We start from the raw sequence: 26,017 nt of genomic DNA on the forward strand, positions 1-26,017 counted from the left end.
CATAGGACATGCTTTTTTATATCTTATAGCGTTTCCGAATTCATATGAATGAACAAAATAATACCGGCAACCACTAATATCATAATAGAACCTGCAAATAATGTAATTGCAACAAATACGAAGCTTGTGCTCAAATTCACTGAAATACTTTCAATAAAAATAGAAGTTACATACGTGATAAGGGCAATTCCTGCAAGAATACTTCCTGGAACAAAGCGCTTTAGACCATTTTGTTTTAACGTCATATATGCAAAAACAGTAGTCATACAAAGCGTAATCATCCAAAGAACGATCATCTTTTCTTCCCCCCTCACAAACCTTTTCTTTCTATTATACATGACATTTCGTAATTGTAGGAAATTTTACTGGTGAATGACCCCCTATGTCCTGCACGTGCTTGAGGAAGGGGATGAATGTTGGAGTACTGTTAAAAAGAGTATGCTAGAGGGAAGGAGATATAGAGAATTATCATACTTTACAAATTGATGATTTGTTAACAGGATTCAAAATAACTGCACAAATGTGTATAGATAATAATTTACGTAATACAGATGAACTATGGACGTTTATTGAAAATAATTAAGATCATAATCCATGTTATTCTTTTTTATTCGTACAGCTAAGAAGAATCAGTTGCTTTGAGTAATAGAAAAGTGCAGAGTTATGAAAATTCCTTCTCATAACTCTGCACTCTCCTCTATCTTTAAGACAATTCATGTAAACGAATGACACGCGAAAAATAAGGCAATATATCTTGATTATGTGTAACAACTACTATTGTTTTTCCTTTTTCATTCAATTGTTTCAAATACTCTAGTATTACTTTTTCATTTTCAGCATCTAAGCTAGCGGTAGGTTCATCTGCTAGTATTAAATCACTTTCTTGTAGAATTAGTCTTATGATTGCAATTCGTTGCTGCTCCCCACCACTTAATTGATAGACCATTTTTTCTTTCAAGTGAGATAGTCCAAACTCATTAAGAAGGGTATCAATTTTTTCGAGTTTCTCTTTTTTACTTAACTTCTTATATTCTAGGGCCAAATTTAAGTTCCATTTTACCGTTTCATCATCAACTAGCCCATAATTTTGAAATAAATAACCTATCTTTTCCCTTCTGAACATCATCGCTTCTTTCGAATGAATCGACGGATTTTTTGTATCAAATAACAATAAATCTCCTTTATCTTTTTTCGTAATTAAGCCAATAATATTTAAGAGAGTCGTTTTTCCTTTTCCACTTTTACCAGTAATTGCGATCATTTCACCTTGTTCTACAGTTAAATGAATATTTGAAAGTACTTCTTCCTTTTCATATGTTTTCGTAACGTTCACGAGTTTTATAATCTCCATCTTTATCCACCTTTAACGATTTTGTGCGTATCGTTTTTAATAATCTTCTTATAAAAATACAATAAAATAATAAAATCAACTACAAGTATCACAAGATAGAACGGAATGTTAAACTCTATAAATACATTCATAAGAGTCATCCCTAACAACATCACATATACAATCAAATGTAATTTAAATGTTTTCATTACACTGTATCCATAAATATATTGGATTGCGTACCTTTTACTATTCGAGACAATATCTACATAATTTGAAATACAAATTACAAAAATTAATGTAAATAAGAATAGTAGTGTGAAGATGAAAGAATTGTACATAATAAATTCTACAAAATGCACTTTATCCATATAAGGTGTTAACAGTGTACCAACGTTCACAAGTTTATTTAAATGATGCTTCGCAAGTATTTGGCTAAATTCATCCCTTTGGTTTAAATGAAAATAAACGTTACCTGAACTTAACTGATCATAATAATACAAGCTGCCAAAATTCCCTTGATCAATCATGATAATTGTGTCTTTCAGTTTCATATCGGAATCATCTTCAGACATATTTTTACCTAACAATTCATATTCCTGATTATTAGCAATATAGATAACTTCTACATTATCAATGTTCTTTGATTCGGATTTAGGAAGTCCAAAATTTTCATTATAATTCAGTAACTGATTATATTGTTCAATATAAATCTTTTTAATTTTTGATTCTTGGGATTTATATTTAGCTGGCACCAAGATTGTAGGCTTTGTTACATGAAAATTTGTTATTTTTATTCCTGCTTCATTCTTAATTTTCATAAAATCATGTATATATCTTTCATTAACTACTATGTAATTATCTTTTATAGAAGTGTATAAATCTTCTTTGTTTAAACCATTCATTTCTAAATATGTCGGTTTTAATAATTCAAGAATGTAAGCATCACTCACATATAACTTTTCTTTTTCATCAAAATGATGATACATTTTCTTAACAGCCTCACCGTATTCAGCTATTAATTTAGGATTATTTCGCACTTTTTCATCCTCATTAGAGTTAAAGCCATTCGATGTAAAGTAACCCTCTAGTTTCGTATATCGCTCTAAATCTCTTGATTTAGCTTTATACTCTCTGTAATTCGTGATAAAAGAAGAAATTGAAACTGTGATAGATAATATTAAGAGGATCTTAATTGCATATAAAATATAATTTAACCTGTTCGAATATACTTTATTTTTTATCATCAAATTTATATCGATAAATCTTAAGCTAATTTGAGTAAACAATAGCATGACAACATTTATCGCAATCACTAGTACTAAAAACGCTACCAATAAATAGAAATAACGAGGTACAACGTTATCGAGGAATACATAATATAGAAAATGAACGCCTAGTGTAATAATAAGTATGATGCTTTCCATGAATATAAAGTCTTTTAATGACGCTTGTACCATTTTAAATTTCGAATAACCAAGCATCTTTTTAATCGCATTTACTTTTATTCTTGTAAATGTATAAATCAATAAAACTAATTGTGTCAGTATGAAGAGAATAACAAAGTTTAAAATATTGTATGTAACAATTTGACTATAAGCAATATCGTTATGATACGGATTAATGGTAATTCCTATTTTCTTCGATAAATCATTTAATCTATCCAATGATAAGTTCGTATAAAATACGCCATTGCTATCAACAAAATCTTCTTTTGTTAATGGATGATAATTTAAAACTGTATCAGATGAAATTGATTTCGGTTTATTTATATCCTTTTCCTGACTATGATATATGTCATAAATAAACTGATTATACTTAGATACAGGTGTTTTGATAAGTTGTAATTGGCACGTTTTATTTGATAAGCATGCCGAATTCATTTCCTCATACAATTCGTTCAACTTATTCCCGGAAACATCTTCTACAATATAACCATCAAGAGTGGTATCTCCTAAATTATTCAACTCATATATATCATAAACGGATTTATTAAATATATAAGATAGCAGAAATAGCTGCCCAATTAGAAAGATAAATAATAATTTTTTCATACTATCCTCCTGCACATCATATTCAACCTAAAAATACATTTAGGAAGGGGGAAAAGGACAAAAATTTTTTAGATATTATCTTTGGTAGTAGTCGTAATGCGAAGTTTCATCACAATACCATTTTCTGTCCGCATCTTTATAAGCTTGATCTGCTTTCCATCCAGATGAATATGTGTTGCCACAAACCTTTACAGCTGCCCATACCATATATTTTTTATTATTAGTAGGCTTCGCATCTCTAATATCAGAGTATACTTTTGAATCCGTTTGTCCGCCTTTATAAATCAATTCCCCATTTGCTACTGATGCTGCCGAAACAATTCCTACCGGGATTGCAAACGTAATAATTGTTAAGAATGCAATGATAACTCGATTCATTTTTTTCATAGTATCCACCCCTATATTTATTGTCCTTTTTCCCCGAACTCAATATAACACAATTTTTAAATTTGTGATTATTTTCCAAAAACGGAAATTATAACTTTTCTCAACAAAACAAATCTTGACAAAACATGTGTAAACGAAAATATTCTAATGAAAACCTTACAAAAAAAGCTATTATAGTTTTTAAAATTTTATTTATTAATACATTGTTTTTTTGAGAGGAGCGTTTCAATATGAGATCAATTTTACTAATGATTGTACCCGCATACTTTTTATTTGTGACTCCGAGCCAATAATTACCTTAAAAGAAAAACAGAAAAAAATGAATATTTCTCAACCTGATCTGTCATATTTTCCGTTTCAACAAATTTAAAGACGGTAAATGAAAGAAATTACATCTTATATCATTAGAACAAAATAAAAACTCACAGGGTTCCCTGTGAGTTTTCCTATTCTTACTTCGTTGAATTTCTAAATTGAATACGGTGAGGTAAGATAACTGTATGATCTTCTACGTTTTCTTTGTTCATGTATTTTGTAAGTAGACGCATTGCTACTGCACCGATGTCATACATTGGTTGTACAACTGTTGAAAGCTGCGGGCGTACCATTAATGCAAGGCGTGTGTTGTCAAAACCAAGTACTTCTACGTTTTCTGGTACATTTAATCCTGCATCTTGTGCTGCATGAATTACACCTAGTGCCATTTCATCTGAAGATACAAAGATTGCTGTTGGTTTTTGATCAAGTTCCCAAAGCTTTTCAAATGCTTCTAGACCTGAGTCGTATGTGTAATCTCCGTCGATTACAAGATTTTCATCATAAGCGATACCAGCTTCTTCTAAAGCTTTTTTATAACCTTGTAATTTCTTTGCGCTTCCCGCTTTATCAATGTAAGGGCCTGATACAAAACCAATACGTTTATGACCCTGTTCTAAGAAATGCTTCATTGCATCATAAGCTGCTTGTATATAATCTATATTTACTGATGATGTTTCATTGTTCTCATCAAATGATGCTGCTAAAACGATTGGTACTGGAGACTTTTTAAACTCTTCTACATGAGTATCTGTAATATCTTCACCCATGAATACAATACCGTCCACTTGTTTACCAAGCATTGTATTTAATAAATGGAACTCTTTTTCTTTATTTTGGTCAGAGTTACTCAAAATGATGTTATATTTGTACATTGTTGCGATATCTTCGATTCCACGTGCAAGTTCTGCATAAAATGTATTAGAGATATCTGGAATAATAACACCTACTGTTGTTGTTTTCTTACTTGCTAGTCCACGTGCTACCGCATTTGGGCGATATCCTAAACGATCAATTGCTTCTAATACTTTCTTTCTTGTTGTAGGCTTTACATTTGGATTACCGTTTACAACACGTGATACGGTTGCCATCGAAACGTTCGCTTCGCGCGCTACATCATAGATTGTTACGTTCATCTCTTCGCACACTCCTTCTATATTATGTTATTTATCTTTATGTATCGGTTCACTAAAATGAAAAAAAGACATCAACTCTACTTGAAGATGTCACTCCCGAGTCCTTTTACTAATGATACGATAAAAATGCAGGCTCATACAATATTTTCCCGCAAAAGTTTCGAAAAAATTCGCTTCTTTTCTCCTATTTTCGTATTTTTTATGTGAAAAAGAACATTTTCTGCAAAAAAGCCTATACAACAAGTATCGCATAGACCCCACAAGCCATTCTGACTATCTACCGCGAAATGCCTTTAATTCTTTCATAAACTCATTGAATTCTGGAATATCCATTTGTTGTGCTGAATCGGATAACGCAACAGCCGGGTCTGGATGTACTTCAGCCATAACCGCATCAGCACCGATTGCCATCGCTGCTTTTGCAGCTGGTAATAAGAGATCACGTCGTCCTGTAGAGTGCGTTACATCCACTACGACCGGTAAATGTGTTTCTTTCTTCAAAATTGGCACAGCAGAAATATCTAACGTATTACGCGTTGCCTTTTCATACGTCCTGATGCCGCGCTCACATAAAATAATATCTCCGTTACCTTGTGCAATAATATATTCTGCCGCATACATAAATTCTTCAATCGTTGCTGATAAACCACGTTTTAACAATACTGGCTTTTTCACCGATCCAGCAGCTTTCAGCAGCTCAAAGTTTTGCATATTACGAGCACCAATTTGAATCACATCAACATAATCTAATGCCATTTCAATATCATTCGGATTTAAAATTTCACTAATGACCGCTAAATCATATTCATCCGCCACTTGTCGTAAAATCTTCAAGCCTTCTAAGCCAAGCCCTTGGAAATCATACGGCGATGTACGAGGCTTGAATGCACCGCCGCGCATTAGCTTTAACCCTTGTTCCTTCATTGCTTCCGCAACTTGGCGCACTTGCTCATAACTTTCAACCGCACATGGTCCCATAATAAAGTGAGGATTGCCATCACCAATTTTTTCACCTTTTATATCAACAATCGTATCCTCTGGCTTTTTCTTACGTGAAACAAGAAGTGCTTTACGGTGATCATCTTCTTGTAATTCTAGGCTTGTTTGAAAAATTTGTTTAAAAATATGTTGAAGAGTTGATGTTTCAAACGGTCCATCATTCTTCTCAGCAATTAAATCAAGCATATTACGCTCACGTACAGGATCAAATCGTTTCACACCTTGTACTTCTTTCAACTTACCAACCTCTTGAACAAGACGACCTCTTTCATTTAATAATTCTAAAATTTGTAGGTTCATTTGATCAATTTGAGAGCGTAAATGATCTAATTCTTGTGATGCCATAAGAAAGCCACCTCTTTCAAGTTATATATACAGATTACCTTATTATCATGGTTAAGATAATTTATTATATCCGATAGATATCAGGTTGTCACATGATATACACTGTAAATGGAATCGTTCTCTTATTTGAAATATATATTGTTTCCTTTCACTTACATAAAGCATACTCAACCTTCACTCGTTTTCTCTCTTTGTCTTCACTTGGCATGGGAGCAGAAGAGGCTCTGACCACTTCTATGCATGAGTAGATCCTCTCTTCCACCTAAAAAGAACGGTTTTCGATCAGTTTTTCAATCTGTATTTATATAGTTCATGAATCCTAAAAAAAGAAGCAAGCGTCTCCGCTTACTTCTCCCTACTTCACATTCTCTTCTAAAGTTTGCTTCTTAATATTCCAATGTGATGTATGCCATACCGCTACTCCATCTTTTATGTATAGTACTTGCGGCGACTCATGTTTAATACCAAAGTGCTCTGCAATACGATTCGAAACATCTCTTGCATCTTGTACGTATAAATAATAAGCAGGTGTTTCTTTTGCATCTTGACAATATGCCTCAAATTCTGCGTAGGCTCCTTGGCTAATTGGACATGTTGTACTATGTTTAAAAAGAATATATGGTTCCGCTGTTTCTAATAATGCTTCAAACTCTTCCATTGTTTCGATTTTTGTCATGCTCATGTTATTCACCTCTCATACGAATTGGAAGTCTAGAACGCTTCTCTTTTTTCTCTTCCTTCTCTAACTTCTTCTCAGCTTTTTCTAATTTCTTCTCTTGTCTAGTAGCACGAAAATGATTATACACTTCAATCGCTGCACTACTCCATTGTACAACTTGTGCAACTTTGTCTGCATTATTTTCAATTTCATTTGTTACAGAATCTGATACATTGCGAAGTTTCGTATTTAAAGAATGAATTGTTGTTCCAATTCCATCTACGCCTTCTACTACCTTATTTAATGACTGAGATTTCTGCTGAATATCATCAGCTAATGCATTCGTCTTATGTAATAATTGCTCTGTCTCTACGCTTATCCCCTGCATTTGCTTTTCTAAACCTTCTAGCGTGCTTGCAACATTTTCAAGCGTCTTCTGAACGGATAGTAACGTTCTACATGTGTACACCACCAATATGGCAAAAGCAATTGCAATTATGGCTGCACTTACGTATAAAAGAACTTGCATTTCATCACTTCCTTTATCTTTTTCATACTTTCTCCTATTATACAATCATTTTCCGTTTCGTTCTAATCCTTGCAATTCCACTAGAATTTTCACACTTGTTCGTCAAATGTACCATAAATCATTAAACAAATTCCAGCAAGTAGGGTACAATAAGGAAGGATACATAATTAGTAGGGGGGCTTTACATATGAAAGATGCACGTATTGAAACTTTAGCATATAATTTAATTAACTACTCAATCCGCTTACAAAAAGGCGAAAAAGTATTGATTGAAAACTTTGGCTTGCAAAAAGAACTTGTAACTGCACTTGTAAAAGAAGCCTATGCAGCTGGTGGTTTCCCATTTGTTTCATTGAAAGATCACGGGGTCGATCGCTCATTATTGATGGGCGCTACTGAAGAACACTTCGAGCAAATCGCTGCATATGAAGCAAGCGTAATGAAAGATATGGACGCTTACATCGGTCTTCGCTCTGGCGATAACATTAACGAACAAGCCGACGTTCCAAGTGAGCGCATGAAGATCCACGGTCAAACAGTTGGTAAAAAAGTTCATAGAGACATTCGTGTTCCAAAAACACGCTGGGTTGTTCTTCGCTACCCAAATGCATCTATGGCACAACTTGCAAAAATGAGCACAGAAGCATTCGAAGACTTCTACTTCGAAGTATGTAACTTAGATTATGGCAAAATGGATAAAGCAATGGATAACCTTGTTGAACTTATGAACAAAACAGATAAAGTTCGTCTTGTTGGACCTGGAACTGACTTAACATTCTCTATTAAAGACATTCCAGCTATTAAATGCTCTGGTCATTTAAACATTCCTGATGGTGAAGTATACTCTGCACCAGTTCGCGATTCTGTTAACGGTACAGTTTCTTATAACACGCCATCACCATACAATGGCTATACATTCGAAAATGTACAGTTGAAATTCAAAGATGGAAAAATTATTGAAGCAACTGCAAACGATACAGAACGCATCAATAAAATCTTTGATACAGATGAAGGCGCGCGCTACGTTGGCGAATTCGCAATCGGCGTAAATCCATACATCTTACATCCAATGGGTGATATCCTATTTGATGAAAAAATCGACGGTAGCTTCCACTTTACACCTGGACAAGCTTATGACGATGCATGGAATGGCAACAACTCTAACATCCACTGGGATTTAGTATGCATCCAACGCCCTGAATACGGCGGCGGTGAAATTTACTTCGACGACGTATTAATCCGTAAAGACGGTCGCTTCGTTGTACCTGAATTAGAAACTTTAAATCCTGAGAACTTAAAATAAAATGTGAAAGAGCTCTCCTTTTGGTGGGAGAGCTCTTTTGGTATGTCGCGTTTTATCGGACGGTCGATATTATTTCTCCACTTCCTGTCCTTTGCTTCTGATTTGACGAGAATGGTAATAAAACAAAAGTACAACTGCTAAAATGCCTACACCTATCGACAAATACAACGGCCACTCCCAACGAACATACCCTCTAACACAAACGACCAGTACCATCAATAATTCAAAACAAAATAACAGCCGAAAATGTTTCATTCCTCGTCCTCCATTATGCTTTTAAATCTATTTTCACATGTGGATTCGCTTCTTGAATGAGTGACAACAACTTTTCTTTATCTGTTGGCATAGCAATCATATGGACTTTGTATCGGTTCGTTGTAATTTCGAGTGATTTTCCAACTTGACGCACCACTCTTATATCAGATAGTGTAACGTCTTCGTTCAATATGCCATATTTCAATACACCATTTTCGACTGTATATTTCTTAATAAATACGTCCCAAACAAGCGGTACATTTACAATGAGGCAAATTGCGCCTCCTATAAGTGCCGATCCCCAGTTTCCTTTATTCATAATCAACATCCCGATTGGTAAAACAATCATAAGAATTAACATTGCACTTACAAAAATCATAATTGGTGTGCTTCTTTGGATAGGAAATTTCATACCATCACCTCTCACCTAAATTATACCATCATTTCCATTTTCCTTAACAAAAAAATAAAGATCATTCTCGATTTGAATGATCTCTATTCTTCACAAACCATACCTATAAAATTTCTTATCTACCTGCAGCACCGGAAAACTCCCTGGTAACTCTTCCACTTTCATACTCTGAAATCCATTTTTCTCATAGAAGCGATGTGCCGCCAAAAATTGTACTGTTGTTCCAAGATAAATTCCTTCTAATTCTCTTTCTTTTGCCCAAGAGATAGCCGTTTGTAGCAACTTGCTCGCGGTATTCCACACCTTCCCCCGGAATTCTTTTTTCACAAACATTTTCCTCAAGGCTACTTGCTTATTTCCAATATCCAATAAGGCTACAGTTCCAACTACTTTCCCATCATGTGTTGCTACCCAGAAACTTCCGTTGTCCCTTTGATAAAACTGCTCAATTTCCTGTAAATCTGACTGCTCTTCCTTTGTAATTGGTACGTTATATTCTTTTTGCTGAATGTGAATAATTAAATCGACTACTTCAGATTGGTACTTACTTTCATATGACTGAATGCAAATCGTATCGCTCATCGAATCTCCTTCCATTCTGAAGCTAGTAAACTATACACAGCAAGATCATGAAAATGGTCATAAAGCCACTCTTCATCACGCATAACTCCATCTAACTTAAAGCCAAGTCGCTCCGGAATCGCACGGCTTTTCTGATTCTCTACCCCACAACGGATTTCTATCTTATTCAATTTTAGTTCTTCAAACGCATATCGAAGTACCGCTTTTACACTCCTTGTCATAATTCCTTTTCCACCTGCTTCTTCTGCAAGGTAGTATCCAAGACTTGTTGCTTTCTTAGCCCAGTTCACCTCGTGAATACCGACCATTCCAACGAGCTTTCCTTTATAACGTATACCTGTTTCAAAACCGTTTCCATCCGCATATTTCTTTAGCCACATCGGAAGAATTTCGTCATATGCATCAGCAGATTTTGTCCCCTCTACCCATGGAAGCCATTTTCTTAAATGCTCCCTGCTTCGATCCACTAATTGATACAATTCTTCTTTATGATGTTTTTCTAACAATTGAAGTTTGATTTCATCATCGACTCGAAGTGTAAACATTGCTCTATCCCCCTCTAACACTTTTCTTATTATTCTAACATTTCTAATTATAAAATGTTAAGGGTTATATATTCACACTTTCTTTTTTGGATTTTATAGCAAGAAAACCGGAAGAATATAGAACACCTGTAATGACTAAAATCATCCCTAAACATTGCGAGATTGTGATAATCACTCCTTCTACAAAAGAAACAAGCATTGTAACAACGGGAACTAAATTAAAAAATAAAGATGTTTTTGCTGCTCCAATTTGTACGATTCCTTTATTCCACCAAAGATAGCCGAGCACACTCATTCCAATCGCCATAAATAAGATAGAAAGCCATGCTAATAGAGGAATTTCTGAAATAGGCACTACACTCTTTTGCGTGAGAGATACAATAAGGAAAGCAAGCGCTCCAACAGTCATTGTATATGTCGTTGTTTGTATTGGACTTCCGTTCTTAATAAACTTCCTACCTAACACACCATACAATGCCCAGCAAATATTCCCTAATAAAATATAGAAATCCCCTTTTGAAAATGCTAAATTTTGTATCACCAAAAATGATCCTTGTGTAATAACAAAAGCAACTCCAAGTAATGCGAAACCCATTCCAATTACTTGCTGTCTCACAATTTTTTCTCGCAAAATTAACCTTGCTAATATCGTCGTAACAAGCGGATTCGTTGCCATAATAAGCGAACCATTTATCGCTTCTGTATGTTTCATTCCTAAAAAGAAAAAGAAGTTAAATCCAAATACACCCACTATACCAAGCAAAATATAATAACCAATATTTTGTTTCCACACTTCCCTCTCAAGGTTTTTTCTTATCATTAAGATACTCAGCATCATAAAAGCAGCAATTCCAAAACGCCAAGCTGCGATGTGAACCGCTGAAAAATATTGTACTGCGTATTTGGAAGCATTGAACGTTCCGCCTGTAAATATCGCAAATCCTAACAACTGTACATATACTTTATTTTTCATTGTCACCCTCCACATCTTTGCCATCTAAAAAACCGTAATAAATTTCTAATTTCTCCTCTGTTAGTTCTACTACACGCTTTAATTGCTCTTGTTGCTCCTTTAAGCGATCTAAATGCGTTGTTAAAATCGCAATGCGCTTTTTCACCTTCGCAGGAACTTCCTCTTTTCTTTGTCTAATCTCTTCTATAATGCAGCCATCACTTGCAAACTCCGCCATCTCCTCTAGTGACATACCTGTTTGTTTTAACGAATATAAAAATTTTAACAAGTGTACATCAACTTCTGTATATTGGCGAATACCACTATTTCGTGTTGGCGGTGGTAATAACCCTAATTTTTCATAATAGCGAAGCGTATGAATACTCATCCCCGTTAACTCTGCTACTTCACCAATCTTATACATGTTATCTCCCCCTTGTTTTTCACATTCTTATTTTACAACCTAGAGTTAACTCTAGGTCAACACGTAAAAATAAAACAACTATATATGATTAATATATAGATTGGAATCATATATAGTTAAAGTATGGAAAAAAATGATAATTGGGTTGTTCAGTTACGTAAAGGTGTTTTTGAAATCGCAATTTTGTCTTTAATAAGTAAGAAACCTATGTATGGATATGAAATTACAAGTGCTTTACAAGAAATCCCTGTATTTCATATCCCAAATGGTTCGATTTATCCTATATTAAATCGAATTACAAAAAACGATTGGGCTCTTTCCTATTGGGAAGAATCAGGTGATGGACCGAAAAGAAAATATTATCGGATTACAGATGAAGGGAGAGAAGTTTTACATAATCGTTTAGAAGATTATGATGCAGTTTACCACGCTCTCATGTTACTAGCAAAAGGGGATGATAAGAAATGAACAAAGATGTGCTTTTTGCAGCTCAATATGTTACTTATTTCTTACATGATTTTAATCAACCTTTAATGAATTTACCTGTAGAAATAAGAGAACAGCACGTGTTAGAAATTAAATCTGACTTATACGAACATACATCATCAATATATCAGATCTTATTAAAATATAGCGACCATTCTACAACAATCGACATGAAAAAGACGTGCAGCCACCGCTGCACGTCTTCGCTTTATTACTTCTCCGCAACTTGCACTTCTTTCACGTAAGCCGCTTCGAATTTTTGAATATCGCCTGCGCCCATGAAAATAAGAACGCCGTTTTTATGTTTCTTTAATACATTCGTTGTTGTATCGGTAATCAATTCTGCACCATCAATACGCTTTTGCAGATCTTGAATTGTTAAGTCACCTTTGTTTTCACGTGCTGATCCGAAAATATCACATAGGTATACTTGGTCAGCTTTGCTTAGGCTTTCCGCAAACTCATCTAAGAATTTTTCTGTACGTGAGAATGTGTGCGGCTGGAAGACAGCGACAATTTCACGCTCTGGATGCTTTTGACGAGCAGCTTCAATCGTTGCGTTAATTTCTGTCGGATGGTGTGCATAATCATCGATGATGACCTGTTCTCCCATCGGTTTTTCATTAAAGCGACGTTTTACGCCTCCAAACGTTGTTAATTGATGTTTTACTGCTTCTACATCAACATTTTCATAGTGACAAAGCGCGATAACTGCTAATGCATTTAATATGCTGTGATTGCCGTAACCTGTAATTTTGAATGTTTCATAATACGTATTACGAACGAACACATCAAATACAGTACCATCTGTTCTCTTTTGGATGTTACGTGCTTGGAAATCATTATCTTCACCAAGTCCATAGAAAATAACAGGTACTTTCGCTTGAATTTTTTGCAGTTCTTCATCATCACCACATGCAATAATTCCTTTTTTCACTTGAAGTGCCATCTCTTGGAATGCACTAAATACATCATTAATGTCTGTAAAGTAATCTGGATGGTCAAAATCAATATTTGTCATAATTGCATAGTCTGGATAGTAAGACAAGAAATGACGGCGGTACTCACATGCCTCAAACACAAAATACTTACTATTTTCTACCCCATGCCCTGTTCCATCTCCAATAAGGTAAGACGTTGGGTGTGCACCTTGCATTACATGGGCTAACAAGCCGGTTGTTGATGTTTTTCCATGTGCACCTGTTACAGCAACACTTGTATACTTACTCATAAGATTCCCTAAAAAATGATGGTAACGGTGTACTGGGATATTTAACTCTTTCGCTGCTACAATCTCTTCATGCGTATCAGGGAACGCATTTCCTGCGATAATCACTTGTCCTTCTTTTACATTACTTTTATCAAAAGGAAGGATGGAGATACCACGCTTTTCCAAAGCTACTTGTGTAAAGAAACGTTTTTCAAAATCAGAACCTTGAACAGTATGCTTCATGTCATGAAGAATTTGTGCTAATGAACTCATTCCTGTTCCTTTAATTCCTACAAAATGGTAAACTGTCATCTTAAAGAACCTCCAACATTTCGAACTAATACAACGGCCTATCTATAAGACAGTATATGAATCTTTTCTTATTTTGGTAATCATCATACATTCTCGATACAGCGGAACTTTCATTAGCTCTCACCAATCGGGATAAACACGTACGTACTTCTTATATGTCCATAACAAACTTATTATAGCAAAAAACAATCCGTTATACTATGATAACAGAAAAACTGATAGGGTCAATTCCCTATCAGTTTTTCCTCTTCTTACATATCTTCTCTTTTTTCTAGTTGAACACGCTCTAAACGTGGGTTTGGACGATATTTACGTCCAGCTTTCGCTTCTGGTTTTCCATTTAATTCTACATTATCACCTGTAAAACCAATGTTCATTTTTAATAAACTGCTGCCCACTCCGTATAGATCTACAGGAACATTTTGCGCTTCAAATTCATGAATACGTTTTTCATCAAACCCACCAGTTACAACAATATTTACATGCTGGAACCCTTCTTCATCAAGCGCTTTACGAAGCGCGAAAACAAGGGATGGATTTACACCACGCGGGTCAAATGTGCCAAGTACTTCTGGATGACGAATGAAATACTGATCAATCATTGTACGTGATGTATCAATGCGTACACCTTTTAATTCTGAGCCGAATTCACGTGCAACACGAAGACCATCTGTAATCACATCATTATTGTAGTCAATTAGTACAACTAAATCATCCTCTGGAAACTTTTTATAGTACGCTTTTGCAGCTTCTACAACATCTCCATTAAACATTTGAATCAATGCGTGAGGCATTGTCCCCATTCCACTCTTGCCCCACCATTCATTCATTGCATGCGTTGCTTGTGCACTCATACCACCAATATACGCAGCATACCCATCACCAGCTTGCTGTGTATAATGATCATCACGGTCTCCCATGAAAATAACAGGTTTTTCTTTTTCACCACTGCGAGCAGCTTGTACAACATTATATACATTTGTTGCAACAGATGTACGACGAGCTAAGATCCCATCGATTACACCTTCTAAAAACCCGAAATATTCATAAGGTCCAGAGATTGTTAAAACTGTTTCAAATGGATTAATATTGTCCCCATCTTTTAAAGAATGGATTTCAAGCTCTTCCGGATGTTCAGCAAATGTTTGTAACAATGCTAATACTTCATCTGTTCCGCAAAGTACCGCATGTTCCTTTTGGAAAAATTGCATTGTCACAACACTTTTCGGGCGAAATTCTTGAATAATGTCACGAGTTTTTAAAAAGTAAACGGCAGAGAACCAACCTTCCCCAACTCGTTCATCAAATTTAAATGTTTTATTTGTTAGTCGATTGATTTCACCTTTTAATTTTAATTCAATTTCTTTCATGTCGTTTACTCCCTACTTTACTATCCAACATTTTCTCTTAGTATACAGCAAAACCGCTTCCTATACATTCGTTTCCTGCATCGCAGCAAACTCATCCTCTGAAATAAGAACATCCCTCGGTTTTGTTCCCCTTGCTTCGGAAATAATACCTTGTGCTTCCATCTCTTCAATAAGACGTGCCGCACGATTATAACCGATGCGGAATTTTCTCTGTACAGAAGATGTGGACGCTCCCCCTTGTTCTACAACAAATTGACATGCATCAAAAAACAGTTCATCTTCGGCTTCATGTTGTTCTGTTTTCGCCAATAAATCCTCTTGCTTAAATAAATAGTTCGGCTTCATTTGCTTTTTCACATGTTCAACTGTTTTTTCAATTTCATCATCCGATACGTATACCCCTTGTACACGAACGGGTTTTGACGTACCGTTTCCTAAAAATAGCATATCACCGCGACCAAGTAATTTTTCCGCTCCTCCAATATCAATGATTGTACGTGAATCTACTTGAGATGATACTGTAAACGCAATACGCGTTGGAATGTTTGATTTAATCAATCCTGTAATAACATCCACAGACGGACGCTGCGTTGCAACTAATAAGTGAATACCACAAGCACGTGCTTTTTGTGCAATGCGGCAAATTGCTTCCTCTACATCACCAGGAGCAACCATCATTAAATCGGCTAACTCATCAATTACAATAACAATGTACGGCAATGTTTCCCCTGGAATTTCTCGGCTACTTACGATGGTATTATAACGAGCTAAATCACGTGCACCAGCATGCGCAAACAATTCATAACGGTGTTCCATTTCTTCTACAGCCCATTTTAACGCTGCTGTAGCAGCTTTCACATCTGTAATAACAGGTGCTACAAGATGGGGAATAGAATTATATGGTGCGAGCTCAACCATTTTCGGGTCAATCAACATCAGCTTCACTTCATGTGGTTTCGCTTTATATAAAATACTCGTTAAAATCGCGTTAATGCACACACTTTTCCCTGAACCAGTCGCACCAGCAATGAGTCCATGCGGCATCTTTCGAATATCGGTTACAATTGGCGCTCCAGAAATATCAAGTCCAAGCGCAACTGTAAGCGGTGATTCACTCTTCGTAAACACAGGACTTCTTAAGATTTCCCGAAGAAATACCGGCTTACTTTCTTTATTCGGAACCTCAATTCCGATGGCACTTTTCCCTGGAATTGGTGCTTCAATTCGAACATCCTTTGCAGCTAAACTCAGCTTAATATCATCACTTAAATTTGTGATTTTATTTACTTTCACACCCGGATCAGGTTGTACTTCGAAGCGCGTTACAGCTGGTCCTTGTGAAACATTGATAACATGAGCCCCAACATGGAAATTATTAAACGTCGTATCTAATAATTCTTTCTGTTCTTCTAACCATTCCGTATTATCTAATGTCGACTGACTTGGAATCGTCAATAGTGTTAATGGTGGCATAGCATATTCAGGCGGTGTTTGCAGTACATTACGCATATCATTCTCTCTTCGCGCTATAACGTATGCTTTCTCTTGTACTCCTGCACTTGCAACAGGTGCCTTCATTTCCGTTTGTTGAACTGGCTCCTCTGTTACTTGATCTTCCACTGCAACTCGTTCTACTGGTTTCTCTTCCACTTGAGTTTCCACTATAACTCGTTCTACTGGTTTCTCTTCCACTTGAGTTTCCACTATAACTTGTTCTACTGGTTTCTCTTCCACTTGAGTTTCCACTATAACTTGTTCTACTGGTTTCTCTTCCACTTGAGTTTCCACTATAACCTGTTCTACTGGTTTCTCTTCCACTTGAGTTTCCACTATAACTTGCTGTGCAGTTTGCGCTTTTCCTTGTGGTGCTTCTTCCACTTGTTGTACAGACTGCTCGTGCACCTTTACTGGTTCTTCAGCTTGTTTTATAGGAGTCTGCGGCGTTTTCATTCCTGCCACATGTCTCTCTATTAACTTTCTTCTATCTTGTTTTAACATCACAACATTAAACGGCACATGGCGCTTTTTCTCACGTTTCGGTTCTTCTTTTTGCTTAACAGGCTGTTCCACAGCAACTTCTTGCTTTTCTTCTGCCTCTTCGATTAATACATTTGCAAAGTTTTGAACTGCTTCCTTCGTGTGCTCGTCTGCTGCTGAAGATGTTTCTGAAACATTGTTTTCCGCTTTAGAAACCAAATTCTCTTGTTCTGTCGTTTTTTCAACTACTACTTGAGCCGTTTCTTCTGCAGACTCTTTCGCTGTTTCGGCAATTTTTGCTTCTTCAAATGTTTCTGCTACCAGCGTTTCTTCTGGTTCCTCCACTGCTTCAACTTCCGGCGTTGGTTCTTCAGCTTCTTCCACTTCTTCAACTTCCGGCGTTGGTTCTTCAGCTTCTTCCACTTCTTCAACTTCCGGCGTTGGTTCTTCAGCTTCTTCCACTTCTCCAACTTCCGGCGTTGGTTCTTCAGCTTCTTCCACTTCTCCAACTTCCGGCGTTGGTTCTTCAGCTTCTTCCACTTCTCCAACTTCCGGCGTTGGTTCTTCAGCTTCTTCCACTTCTTCAACAACATTTTCTTCTAAAGTAGTTTTCTCCACTAGCTGTTCTTCTTCTATTTCTTTCTTATATTCATTTTCTTCCGTTGACGCTGTATCCATATTCTCTACCGTAGAATCTAGCAACTCATCTTGCAAGATTTCTTCCTTCGCTTCGTTATCATATTGTGATAACGCCACTACATCTGGTTCTTGCTCAAATACCTGTACGATTTCAACAGTATGCTCTTCTTTCTTATTATCCTGTCCAACTGATTTATGTAACAAGTTATCAGTTTCAAATGGAAGAGAGTCTGAAATGACATCTACCTTTTCTTGCCCCTCTAACGAAGTGAATGAACGCTCAGAATCGTAACCGTTTTTCTCTAGCCACTGATCAACAACTGACTTTTCCTCTTCTGGGCTTTCTTGTTGCCCAGTATGCTCCAGGTTTTTCTCCTGCTTCTTAGAAGGAATAAAGGATTCGTCTGAGAAATTCGAAATAGAGTATCCTTTTTTCTCCAACCAAGCATCGACGACAGATTTTCCTTCAACGGATATTTCAAGATCTTCCTGCCCTTTTTCTTCCGTCTTAACTTCTTGTTTCTCTCTCGAAGGACGTTTATATCCAAAGATAGGCGAAATCATTTCTGTCGGGCGAAATGGTCTTCGACGGCTTTCTTGTACTGGCACAGATTTTTTTGGCACGATAGGCTCTGGCTCAATTTCTCGTTCAATTTTTGGCGGGGCAAATGTATGAACTGGTTCTGGTTCTTCTTCTACATATCTTGGCCTGCGTCTCTCCATGTTCGTTACTCTTGGCAGAGGTTGCTGCTCAAAATGTGTTGATTCTTCCACATTCTCCTCATCAAATCCATCATCAGGTATTAACGGAAATCGGCATTTCACACCTAAATTCCGACTAGCCATTTGTGCTTCTCTTGCTTCAGTGTAGTGGTTTACACGAGGAATTTTCGGCTTACTTTCAGTGTTCTTCGGTACTGCTTTATTTATCGCTGCTTTTTCTTCCTGATGTTCCTCTTTGTTAAACAGCTTTTTCATCCAATCTAACATGTTTACCACTCTTTCTACTAAATAGTAACATCCTTTATTGTATCAGCATTCGGCAAAAAGTGCAGGTAAAATTACGCTCTTGTATTTTGTCTACCATATTCAAATTTTCAGTAAGTACAATAGATTCTCAACATACAAGTCGCGGCTATGAACACAAAAGAGGGCCTACTCTCTCCTTCTCCCTTTGTTTTAAACCCGGCACGGGGCTCAAAAAGGACCTGACCGCTTCTATACATAGCCGGTCCCCTCTCTCACACCCAAAAAGAAAGGTTTTCACTTGTATTTATACATAAAAAAACAGCCTCATATATAAGACTGCCGTTTAAGCTTTACTCTTCCGATATTCTTCTACACTATCGGTTACACTTTGCAGTAAAGAGTCTAAATATTGTGTGTCTGATAGTTTCTGATCTTCTTCAGGATTCGACATAAATCCAAGCTCAAGTAAAACGCCTGGAACTTTTGACCAATTAAATCCAGAAAGATCATCTCGAAACTTGATTCCATTTACTTTTACCTGGCTGTTTTCTTTCATTTTCTTTACGATTATTTGAGAAACTTGTAAACTTTCTGCATAGATTCCTTTTGTATATGTATTTCCTTCCGCTGGCGTCAACACAGCAAACCCTTTTTGTGCTCGATTTTCTGAACCATCCGCATGAAGGCGTAAAAATAAATCTGCTTGATGCTCATTCGCAAATGTCGCTCGCTCCTTATTACTTATATCAACATCATGTGTTGTTCTTGTCATAAGTACTTGCATACCTTTTGCTTCGAGCTTCTCTTTCAATATGACAGCAGCTTCTAATACAAGAACAGATTCTCTTTTTTTCGTCACAACACCTGTCGTTCCATCAGTCACTTTATACTTTTGCTCAGTTGCCCCCGGGCCAATTGGTTCTAAATTTAAATTTGCTTTCTCTTGATGCCCTGGGTCAATTACAACAAGAAATTTTGCTTGTTTTTGCTCAGCATTTCCTTTTACCTCAAGGGTTTTGGCCGATTCCTCAGCCTGTGGTACTTGCTCTACCTTTAGCTCTTGTTTTTCATCTTGCTCCACGGATGGTTCTTGTTCAACATTTTTCTCTTGTTCTCCATTTTGTTCCACTGGTAATTCAGCTTCTATTTTCTTCTCTTTTTCCGCTTGCTTCTCTGGTGGCGTTTCTTTCGTTTGTTCTACAACCTTTTTATTCTCTTCTTGCACAGTAGATGGTATTTTCTTCTCTTGTTCCTTCGAGCACGCTCCCATATATATTCCAAGTAATACAACTACACACATCATTTTTATATATTTCATAGCTTCCTCCTCCCATCTACTTTGCGCATACTCTATTTATATATCCATTTTGGTTTCCAAGTGTATAAGTCGCTGCTATGAAAAACAAAAGGTGACCTGTACTCGTTCTCTCTTTTTGTTTTCACTTGGCATGGGACTGAAAGAGGGACTGATCGCTTCTATGCATGGCCAGATGTTCTCTCCCACCTAAAGATTGGGTTTTATGTCGGGTTTTCAATTTGCATTTATATAAAAACACCCTAAATTTCTTTTAACTGTTTCATAATCTCATCTATACTACGTGCTATACAAACTGGTTCCCATATTTCCGATCCTTGTTCAGCTGTGTAGATCGGATGGAGTGGATTATCTATATCAACAAAGATAGGATCACCCATATCTGTATCATATCCAATAACAATCCAACTCTCTTGCCAATCTCCCTTTTTCCCACTCATGAGTGAATTTTTGTTTTTATCATATCGATATCCAATTTGTCCCTTTTCCAATTCATTTTCATGCAATAAATATATTTCAAATGATTGTAATTCAATATCATGTTTCTTCGAAGTTTCGATAAGCCCCAGAAGCTCTTTCACTTTTGGAAATTGTCTCATATGTTCCTATCTCCTTCTATATAACTCCATTTTGATTTTTCAACATATAAGTCGCTGCTATGAAAAACAAAAGGTGACCTGCACTCGTTCTCTCTTTTTGTTTTCACTTGACATGGGGCAGGAAAAGGGGCTGACCGCTTCTATGCATGGCCAGATGTTCTCTCCCACCTAAAGATTGGGTTTTATGTCGGGTTTTCAATTTGCATTTATATATTTTTCTAAATTTTAACTAATTTGTTTTTGAAATACAATATAGATTTTGAGAAAAGCGTTACAATATAAGGACATGTAAATAAAAAAATAGCCTCATTTTATCATGAGACTATTTTTTCTATATAATTCTATTTTAATTTTCCGGCATATCGTTCGCTGCTACGAAGAACAAAAGATGATCGCTACTTGTTTTTTCCCTTTGTTTTCACTTGGCATGGGGCAGGAAAAGGATCTGACCACTTCTATGTATGGCCGGATGCTCTCTCTCACCTAAAGATTGGGTTTTATGTCGGGTTTTCAATTTGTAATTATATATCAATTAAAATTTGAACTCTTGTCCAACCTCATAGCTGTCTTCTAATACAAGAATACCTTTTTCCTGAGGAGCATCCGGAAGCTCTAATTCACGTGCAGAACAAATCATTCCAGAAGATGGAACGCCGCGAAGCTCAGCTGGTTTAATTAACATACCACTTGGCATTACAGCACCGATTTTTGCGACAACAACTTTTTGTCCTGCATCAATGTTTGGTGCACCACATACGATTTGTAGTGTATCTGTACCGATTTCTACTTTACAAATGTTTAGTTTATCTGCATTTGGATGCTTTTCTTTTTCAGCTACGTAGCCAACGACAAATTTCGGCGTGAGGTCTGCTTCTACTTTTTCTTCAAAGCCATTCTTTGCTAAAATGTCATTGATTTTTTCAACAAGCTCTTTTGTTAAAGTAATGTTTCCTGTTTCCTTTACTTCTACATAAGAAGACGCATTAAAGATGTTGAATCCTCCTGTTACGTTGCTTTCACGATCATAAACGCGTGCAACATCTCCTTTGCGGTCAAATGTACGGTTTTCTAATGTGATATCTTGTAAGGCAACGATTAATGTGTCGCCAATTCCTTCAAGGTTGTAAAAAACGTTCACTTTGTTCATCCTTTCTCTTTTCCATTTGTCTTCTTCCGATTCTTCGCTAAAATAAAGATTGGCTCAAAGTCCCCATCTTCATATACGAATGAAAGTGATGTAATCGGAACATGACCTTCGGCAAAAAACTTCATTGTCATTTGTGCAATAATATCATAACCGATTTCGTTCACGATATCAGCAATAATTAATACATCTTGGTGTGGAACAGCTACAACCATGTCACCTGAAATCTTTTCACGCATCGATTGTAATAATGATTCATTCAAAATACGACTCGCATCATAGCCATCATTTGTGTTTAAGAAATAAAATGTATTCCCCGCCACTTCATCTTGTTTAAATGAATGACTTAAGGAACGTACATTAAACAATGCCATTTCACGTACTTGCTGCTCTGTAAGTCCTAGTTTTTGTAACAAACGTTTATCAATTAATCGATATGTTTTATTGGAATCTAATGCATAATAAATGCGCGTTTCTGCTGTATGATCTGTCATTACGAAAGGGTTTCCTTCTTCAGCTTGCTTTGGAAAAGAAGTGGATCGAATAACCGGTAAAATTTTTGCCGCGCCGCTTTCTTCTTTATGCATCGCAAGTAGCGCCTCTTGTACGTAATACACAACATCTTCAATCGCTGCTTCCTTCTTCACTTCCCATTTCGCCACAACTCCTGGAAGCGAAACATTAATTCCCTTTTTCGTATCTTTTTGTTCAATACGGAGCGTATCCTTCTCGCTATCATAATGAAATTCCCACTCTGGACGAGCTAATCTAGTCATTAACTCGTCTTTCATCTTTTTGCTTGTCATTTTCATTTCGTTTGCCTCCCTTCCAAAAAAATAACCTCCCCCGCGAAGGTAGAGGTTGTTTTTACAATTTAATTGGCGAGATCGCCTTATTTTAACCCTTCAATAAACGCTTCGATTTGTTCTTGTGTTTTACGATCTTTGTTTACATAGCGTCCAGTTTCTTCACCTTTATTGTACGCTACAAAGCTCGGAATGCCAAATACGTCTAATTTCACGCAAAGGTCAATAAATTCGTCACGATCTACATAGTAAAATGAGAAATCGCTATATTTCTCTTCTACTTCTGGCATAAATGGATCAATAAAACGGCAGTCTGGGCACCATTCTGCTGAGAACATAAAAATGACGTTCTCTTCATTTTTTAATTCTTGAAATTGTTCCATGCTTTCTAATGATTTCATCTATATTTCCTCCTCTAACGAAGTGTATCTTTTCATCTCTAATCTTCTTTTATACTACCATACATCACGTATGGTGCAAGGTTTATGCTTGTTTTTCGTCATACTTATATTGCCCAATTAACAGCTTTACAACATGTACAAATAATTGTGTACGATCCACATAATGATCTGTAAAGATTCCGATTGCACCTTCATGGCTACGAATGTCTTTTCGTTTTACAAATGCCTCCATTACTTCACTTAACTCTTTTCCATCTTCAAGAGGAGAAAGAAAATCATCAGGAAGCATAATCCGTGCCCCGCCTGCGACAAATACTTTCCCCGCGCTTGTCGCCAAAGCACCCCAATTGCACATAAACAAACCGTGCTCTGTTTTCATTACGCCGCCTTCTAGTCCGATACCGATGTCAGCTTGTTTTTCTTCTAGTGCTCGCTTCGCTCTATTGATTGCGCCTTGCATCGTTTCCTCATCAGAAAATGGCTGTGCTGCAACTCCTGAAGGAACAGAAACTGAAGTAATACTTACCTCTTTCCATACTTCTTGTACGGCTCCTACTTTTGTTTGATTTTTTGAGCCGACTGCTACTTTCATATTGTTCACCTCTATATAAGTCATTGCTACAAAGAACAAAAGGTAATTGACACTCTTGTTCTTTCTTTGTTTTTAACTCTATATGGGATAGGAAAAAGTCTGAACTTTGCTATACATGAGCGGACGCTCTCTCCTATCTAAAAAAGAGTGTTTTGTTCAGTTCTTCATCATATGTCCTCTTCCATTTCCCAACATATACATTACGGCTATGAGACCCAAAAAAGACCTCCACTCATTGTCTCTTTTTGGTTTCACATGGTATGGGGCTAAAAAGAGCACTGACCGCTTCTATGCATGAGCGGACGCTCTCTCCCATCTAAAAAGAGTGTTTTTATTTCTTTTCATATACGAAAAGAAAAGGCCGAATTCGGCCCTTTCTTTTAAGCATTGTTCTTAATTGTTTCTAATGTTGTTTTATCTGTTGCTTTCACAAGTTTTGTAATCAATTCTTTCGCTGCTGCATAATCATCAACATGTAAAATAGAAGCATGTGTATGAATGTAACGAGCGCAAACACCAATTACTGCTGACGGAATACCTGAGTTACTCGTATGTACACGACCTGCATCTGTACCACCTTGTGAAATAAAGTACTGGTACGGAATGTTATGTGTTTCTGCTGTATCTAAAATAAATTCACGCATTCCTCTATGTGTTACCATTGTACGGTCATAAATGCGAAGAAGTGCTCCTTTTCCTAATTGACCGAACTGCGTTTTATCCCCAGATGCATCATTTGCTGGACTCGCATCAAGCGCATAGAAAATATCTGGCTGAATCATATTAGCTGCTGTTTGTGCGCCGCGAAGACCAACTTCTTCTTGTACAGTCGCACCAGAGTATAACGTGTTTGGTAATGTTTCATCTTTTAATTCTTTTAACAATTCAATCGCAAGACCACAGCCGTAGCGATTATCCCAAGCTTTCGCCATAATTTTCTTTTCGTTTGCCATTGGTGTAAACGGACAAATTGGAACAATTTGTTGGCCTGGTTTCACACCAATCTCAAGCGCTTGTTCATAACTATCTGCACCTATATCAATTAACATATTTTTTATATCCATTGGTTTCGCACGTTGTGCATCACTTAATAAATGAGGTGGAATCGAACCAACAACCCCAACAACCGGGCCGTTTTTCGTCATAATTTGTACACGCTGCGCCAGCAATACTTGACTCCACCAGCCACCTAGCGTTTGAAAACGAATCATCCCGTTTTTCGTAATTTGCGTAACCATAAAACCAACTTCATCCATATGACCAGCTACAAGTACACGTGGGCCATTTTCATCCCCTTTTTTCAGACCGAACACGCTACCTAAACCGTCTTGGACGATTTCATCTGCATATTTACTTAACTCCTCTTTCATAAAACGGCGCACATCATGTTCAAATCCTGATGTACCTTGTAATTCTGTTAACGTACGAAATAATTCTAATGTCTCTTTATTCACGAAGTTCCCTTCTTTCAAACCTTAGTAGAATACCTCTTTTATTGTAACGAAATTTTCGAAATGTTTCTAGTTTCTTCTTTTTTCGTTAAAATTGCATTATAATTATCATCAATACACTACTTTATAGAATTGAGGTGAATATATGAGCTGGAAAGGTTTACTAGCTGGTGTTGGTGTTGGTTTTGCAGCTGGTTATCTTGTTGCAAACAAAGTTCAAGAACAATCCCATATTTCTTCAGAGAAAGCATTAAAAATGGTGAAACAAGCATTAAGTCATAAAGGCGAAATTACTGGCTCTTGGGTACATATGGTTCCAGAGACGTTTGAAAAATATGATGTCGCGTACGAAGTATACCGCGGCGGTCTTACAACAATTTTAAATGATATACAAGAACGATTTGAATTTTTAGTAGATGCAAAAACAGGTACCGTTTTAGAAGTAACGGCTGCTTAAAATAACTTAGAAAATCAAAAAGCATAAAGTGAAATTTTGATCAGTGGAGGGCCTCATTCCCAC

The 26,017-nt window shown here is 36.5% G+C and carries 28 protein-coding genes; 4 read left to right on the plus strand and 24 right to left on the minus strand.

The features are described from left to right. Positions 1-23: 23 nt before the first annotated feature. The 8 genes from ACM6HU_RS03455 to ACM6HU_RS03490 all read right to left on the minus strand — a co-directional run bounded on the left by ACM6HU_RS03455 (position 24) and on the right by ACM6HU_RS03490 (position 7,798). Complete coding sequence (locus ACM6HU_RS03455; RefSeq protein WP_016116657.1) at positions 24-296, minus strand: DUF3917 domain-containing protein; 273 nt, start codon at positions 294-296, stop codon at positions 24-26. A 407-nt stretch (positions 297-703) separates the two neighbouring features. Then, entirely contained in the window at positions 704-1,351 is a 648-nt protein-coding gene (locus tag ACM6HU_RS03460) for a putative bacteriocin export ABC transporter (RefSeq protein WP_016116658.1), read from the minus strand. A 2-nt stretch (positions 1,352-1,353) separates the two neighbouring features. Then, positions 1,354-3,384, minus strand: coding sequence for a hypothetical protein (locus ACM6HU_RS03465; RefSeq protein ID WP_414847995.1), 2,031 nt, complete (start codon positions 3,382-3,384; stop codon positions 1,354-1,356). Between the two features lie 75 nt (positions 3,385-3,459). Beyond that, a complete protein-coding gene (locus ACM6HU_RS03470) occupies positions 3,460-3,771 on the minus strand; it encodes a hypothetical protein (RefSeq protein ID WP_016116660.1) in 312 nt (103 codons plus the stop codon). A 452-nt stretch (positions 3,772-4,223) separates the two neighbouring features. Continuing rightward, positions 4,224-5,222 (minus strand): catabolite control protein A, encoded by a 999-nt coding sequence (ccpA, locus tag ACM6HU_RS03475; RefSeq protein ID WP_016116661.1) that lies wholly within the window; start codon positions 5,220-5,222, stop codon positions 4,224-4,226. Positions 5,223-5,495: 273 nt separating this feature from the next. Beyond that, positions 5,496-6,566, minus strand: a complete 1,071-nt coding sequence (locus ACM6HU_RS03480) for a bifunctional 3-deoxy-7-phosphoheptulonate synthase/chorismate mutase (protein WP_016116662.1) — start codon at positions 6,564-6,566, stop codon at positions 5,496-5,498. A 355-nt stretch (positions 6,567-6,921) separates the two neighbouring features. Then, positions 6,922-7,248, minus strand: a complete 327-nt coding sequence (gene ytxJ, locus ACM6HU_RS03485) for a bacillithiol system redox-active protein YtxJ (RefSeq protein WP_016116663.1) — start codon at positions 7,246-7,248, stop codon at positions 6,922-6,924. A 1-nt stretch (position 7,249) separates the two neighbouring features. After that, positions 7,250-7,798, minus strand: a complete 549-nt coding sequence (locus ACM6HU_RS03490; protein ID WP_033671532.1) for a DUF948 domain-containing protein — start codon at positions 7,796-7,798, stop codon at positions 7,250-7,252. A 142-nt stretch (positions 7,799-7,940) separates the two neighbouring features. Here ACM6HU_RS03490 and ACM6HU_RS03495 point away from each other — a divergent pair, with 142 nt between their 5' ends. Continuing rightward, entirely contained in the window at positions 7,941-9,056 is a 1,116-nt protein-coding gene (locus tag ACM6HU_RS03495) for an aminopeptidase (RefSeq protein ID WP_016132118.1), read from the plus strand. Positions 9,057-9,125: 69 nt separating this feature from the next. On the opposite strand, the gene ACM6HU_RS03500 is transcribed toward ACM6HU_RS03495, so the two are convergent. From ACM6HU_RS03500 to ACM6HU_RS03525, 6 genes are all read right to left on the minus strand, one after another. Next, positions 9,126-9,311: a hypothetical protein gene (locus tag ACM6HU_RS03500; RefSeq protein WP_016116666.1), complete on the minus strand. Its 186-nt coding sequence runs from the start codon at positions 9,309-9,311 to the stop codon at positions 9,126-9,128. Positions 9,312-9,324: 13 nt separating this feature from the next. Continuing rightward, positions 9,325-9,723, minus strand: a complete 399-nt coding sequence (locus tag ACM6HU_RS03505) for a PH domain-containing protein (protein WP_016116667.1) — start codon at positions 9,721-9,723, stop codon at positions 9,325-9,327. 90 nt (positions 9,724-9,813) lie between these two features. Then, positions 9,814-10,305 (minus strand): GNAT family N-acetyltransferase, encoded by a 492-nt coding sequence (locus tag ACM6HU_RS03510; RefSeq protein WP_016116668.1) that lies wholly within the window; start codon positions 10,303-10,305, stop codon positions 9,814-9,816. After that, on the minus strand, positions 10,302-10,850 hold the full coding sequence (locus ACM6HU_RS03515) for a GNAT family N-acetyltransferase (protein ID WP_016116669.1): 549 nt from the start codon (positions 10,848-10,850) through the stop codon (positions 10,302-10,304). The genes ACM6HU_RS03510 and ACM6HU_RS03515 overlap by 4 nt, the downstream gene beginning before the upstream one ends. Positions 10,851-10,914: 64 nt before the next feature. Next, the gene (locus ACM6HU_RS03520; RefSeq protein WP_016132119.1) at positions 10,915-11,823 is read right to left on the minus strand and encodes a DMT family transporter; all 909 of its coding nucleotides are present in this window, start codon (positions 11,821-11,823) and stop codon (positions 10,915-10,917) included. Continuing rightward, entirely contained in the window at positions 11,813-12,226 is a 414-nt protein-coding gene (locus tag ACM6HU_RS03525) for a MerR family transcriptional regulator (protein ID WP_016116671.1), read from the minus strand. Before ACM6HU_RS03525 ends, ACM6HU_RS03520 begins: the two co-directional genes overlap by 11 nt. Positions 12,227-12,349: 123 nt before the next feature. On the opposite strand from ACM6HU_RS03525, the gene ACM6HU_RS03530 reads away from it, so the two are divergent. Next, a complete protein-coding gene (locus ACM6HU_RS03530; protein ID WP_016116672.1) occupies positions 12,350-12,694 on the plus strand; it encodes a PadR family transcriptional regulator in 345 nt (114 codons plus the stop codon). Then, on the plus strand, positions 12,691-12,957 hold the full coding sequence (locus ACM6HU_RS03535; protein WP_139350061.1) for a hypothetical protein: 267 nt from the start codon (positions 12,691-12,693) through the stop codon (positions 12,955-12,957). Before ACM6HU_RS03530 ends, ACM6HU_RS03535 begins: the two co-directional genes overlap by 4 nt. Here the strand turns inward: ACM6HU_RS03535 and murC are convergent. From murC to ACM6HU_RS03585, 10 genes are all read right to left on the minus strand, one after another. Beyond that, positions 12,924-14,234, minus strand: a complete 1,311-nt coding sequence (gene murC, locus ACM6HU_RS03540; protein WP_016116673.1) for a UDP-N-acetylmuramate--L-alanine ligase — start codon at positions 14,232-14,234, stop codon at positions 12,924-12,926. The two genes, ACM6HU_RS03535 and murC, sit on opposite strands and share 34 nt — an antisense overlap. Positions 14,235-14,485: 251 nt before the next feature. Continuing rightward, positions 14,486-15,604 carry a nicotinate phosphoribosyltransferase gene (locus tag ACM6HU_RS03545; protein WP_016116674.1) on the minus strand — a complete coding sequence of 373 codons (1,119 nt, stop codon included), beginning with the start codon at positions 15,602-15,604 and terminating at the stop codon, positions 14,486-14,488. 60 nt (positions 15,605-15,664) lie between these two features. Further along, complete coding sequence (locus tag ACM6HU_RS03550) at positions 15,665-19,210, minus strand: DNA translocase FtsK (RefSeq protein WP_414847996.1); 3,546 nt, start codon at positions 19,208-19,210, stop codon at positions 15,665-15,667. A gap of 322 nt (positions 19,211-19,532) precedes the next feature. Continuing rightward, the gene (locus tag ACM6HU_RS03555; RefSeq protein WP_016116678.1) at positions 19,533-20,507 is read right to left on the minus strand and encodes an N-acetylmuramoyl-L-alanine amidase; all 975 of its coding nucleotides are present in this window, start codon (positions 20,505-20,507) and stop codon (positions 19,533-19,535) included. Positions 20,508-20,746: 239 nt separating this feature from the next. After that, positions 20,747-21,103 (minus strand): hypothetical protein, encoded by a 357-nt coding sequence (locus ACM6HU_RS03560; protein ID WP_003201263.1) that lies wholly within the window; start codon positions 21,101-21,103, stop codon positions 20,747-20,749. Positions 21,104-21,635: 532 nt separating this feature from the next. After that, complete coding sequence (ytpR, locus tag ACM6HU_RS03565; RefSeq protein ID WP_016116679.1) at positions 21,636-22,250, minus strand: YtpR family tRNA-binding protein; 615 nt, start codon at positions 22,248-22,250, stop codon at positions 21,636-21,638. Beyond that, positions 22,247-23,059, minus strand: coding sequence for a DUF1444 domain-containing protein (locus ACM6HU_RS03570; RefSeq protein ID WP_016116680.1), 813 nt, complete (start codon positions 23,057-23,059; stop codon positions 22,247-22,249). Before ACM6HU_RS03570 ends, ytpR begins: the two co-directional genes overlap by 4 nt. Positions 23,060-23,139: 80 nt before the next feature. Continuing rightward, on the minus strand, positions 23,140-23,454 hold the full coding sequence (locus tag ACM6HU_RS03575) for a thioredoxin family protein (RefSeq protein ID WP_003201257.1): 315 nt from the start codon (positions 23,452-23,454) through the stop codon (positions 23,140-23,142). Between the two features lie 82 nt (positions 23,455-23,536). After that, complete coding sequence (locus ACM6HU_RS03580; protein ID WP_003201255.1) at positions 23,537-24,046, minus strand: DUF84 family protein; 510 nt, start codon at positions 24,044-24,046, stop codon at positions 23,537-23,539. Between the two features lie 380 nt (positions 24,047-24,426). After that, positions 24,427-25,500, minus strand: coding sequence for a M42 family metallopeptidase (locus tag ACM6HU_RS03585; protein ID WP_016116681.1), 1,074 nt, complete (start codon positions 25,498-25,500; stop codon positions 24,427-24,429). Between the two features lie 142 nt (positions 25,501-25,642). Here ACM6HU_RS03585 and ACM6HU_RS03590 point away from each other — a divergent pair, with 142 nt between their 5' ends. Further along, positions 25,643-25,954 carry a PepSY domain-containing protein gene (locus tag ACM6HU_RS03590; RefSeq protein WP_016116682.1) on the plus strand — a complete coding sequence of 104 codons (312 nt, stop codon included), beginning with the start codon at positions 25,643-25,645 and terminating at the stop codon, positions 25,952-25,954. Positions 25,955-26,017 lie beyond the last annotated feature (63 nt).

Source organism: Bacillus sp. IT-79MI2, from assembly GCF_949768135.1.
Lineage (GTDB): Bacteria > Bacillota > Bacilli > Bacillales > Bacillaceae_G > Bacillus_A > Bacillus_A pseudomycoides.

Coding starts and splice junctions, on each gene's coding strand:
- ACM6HU_RS03455 (WP_016116657.1), bottom strand. CDS start 296: ATGATCGTTCTTTGGATGATTACGCTTTGTATGACTACTGTTTTTGCA.
- ACM6HU_RS03460 (WP_016116658.1), bottom strand. CDS start 1,351: ATGGAGATTATAAAACTCGTGAACGTTACGAAAACATATGAAAAGGAA.
- ACM6HU_RS03465 (WP_414847995.1), bottom strand. CDS start 3,384: ATGAAAAAATTATTATTTATCTTTCTAATTGGGCAGCTATTTCTGCTA.
- ACM6HU_RS03470 (WP_016116660.1), bottom strand. CDS start 3,771: ATGAAAAAAATGAATCGAGTTATCATTGCATTCTTAACAATTATTACG.
- ccpA (WP_016116661.1), bottom strand. CDS start 5,222: ATGAACGTAACAATCTATGATGTAGCGCGCGAAGCGAACGTTTCGATG.
- ACM6HU_RS03480 (WP_016116662.1), bottom strand. CDS start 6,566: ATGGCATCACAAGAATTAGATCATTTACGCTCTCAAATTGATCAAATG.
- ytxJ (WP_016116663.1), bottom strand. CDS start 7,248: ATGAGCATGACAAAAATCGAAACAATGGAAGAGTTTGAAGCATTATTA.
- ACM6HU_RS03495 (WP_016132118.1), top strand. CDS start 7,941: ATGAAAGATGCACGTATTGAAACTTTAGCATATAATTTAATTAACTAC.
- ACM6HU_RS03500 (WP_016116666.1), bottom strand. CDS start 9,311: ATGAAACATTTTCGGCTGTTATTTTGTTTTGAATTATTGATGGTACTG.
- ACM6HU_RS03505 (WP_016116667.1), bottom strand. CDS start 9,723: ATGAAATTTCCTATCCAAAGAAGCACACCAATTATGATTTTTGTAAGT.
- ACM6HU_RS03510 (WP_016116668.1), bottom strand. CDS start 10,305: ATGAGCGATACGATTTGCATTCAGTCATATGAAAGTAAGTACCAATCT.
- ACM6HU_RS03515 (WP_016116669.1), bottom strand. CDS start 10,850: ATGTTTACACTTCGAGTCGATGATGAAATCAAACTTCAATTGTTAGAA.
- ACM6HU_RS03520 (WP_016132119.1), bottom strand. CDS start 11,823: ATGAAAAATAAAGTATATGTACAGTTGTTAGGATTTGCGATATTTACA.
- ACM6HU_RS03525 (WP_016116671.1), bottom strand. CDS start 12,226: ATGTATAAGATTGGTGAAGTAGCAGAGTTAACGGGGATGAGTATTCAT.
- ACM6HU_RS03530 (WP_016116672.1), top strand. CDS start 12,350: ATGGAAAAAAATGATAATTGGGTTGTTCAGTTACGTAAAGGTGTTTTT.
- ACM6HU_RS03535 (WP_139350061.1), top strand. CDS start 12,691: ATGAACAAAGATGTGCTTTTTGCAGCTCAATATGTTACTTATTTCTTA.
- murC (WP_016116673.1), bottom strand. CDS start 14,234: ATGACAGTTTACCATTTTGTAGGAATTAAAGGAACAGGAATGAGTTCA.
- ACM6HU_RS03545 (WP_016116674.1), bottom strand. CDS start 15,604: ATGAAAGAAATTGAATTAAAATTAAAAGGTGAAATCAATCGACTAACA.
- ACM6HU_RS03550 (WP_414847996.1), bottom strand. CDS start 19,210: ATGTTAGATTGGATGAAAAAGCTGTTTAACAAAGAGGAACATCAGGAA.
- ACM6HU_RS03555 (WP_016116678.1), bottom strand. CDS start 20,507: ATGAAATATATAAAAATGATGTGTGTAGTTGTATTACTTGGAATATAT.
- ACM6HU_RS03560 (WP_003201263.1), bottom strand. CDS start 21,103: ATGAGACAATTTCCAAAAGTGAAAGAGCTTCTGGGGCTTATCGAAACT.
- ytpR (WP_016116679.1), bottom strand. CDS start 22,250: ATGAACAAAGTGAACGTTTTTTACAACCTTGAAGGAATTGGCGACACA.
- ACM6HU_RS03570 (WP_016116680.1), bottom strand. CDS start 23,059: ATGAAAATGACAAGCAAAAAGATGAAAGACGAGTTAATGACTAGATTA.
- ACM6HU_RS03575 (WP_003201257.1), bottom strand. CDS start 23,454: ATGAAATCATTAGAAAGCATGGAACAATTTCAAGAATTAAAAAATGAA.
- ACM6HU_RS03580 (WP_003201255.1), bottom strand. CDS start 24,046: ATGAAAGTAGCAGTCGGCTCAAAAAATCAAACAAAAGTAGGAGCCGTA.
- ACM6HU_RS03590 (WP_016116682.1), top strand. CDS start 25,643: ATGAGCTGGAAAGGTTTACTAGCTGGTGTTGGTGTTGGTTTTGCAGCT.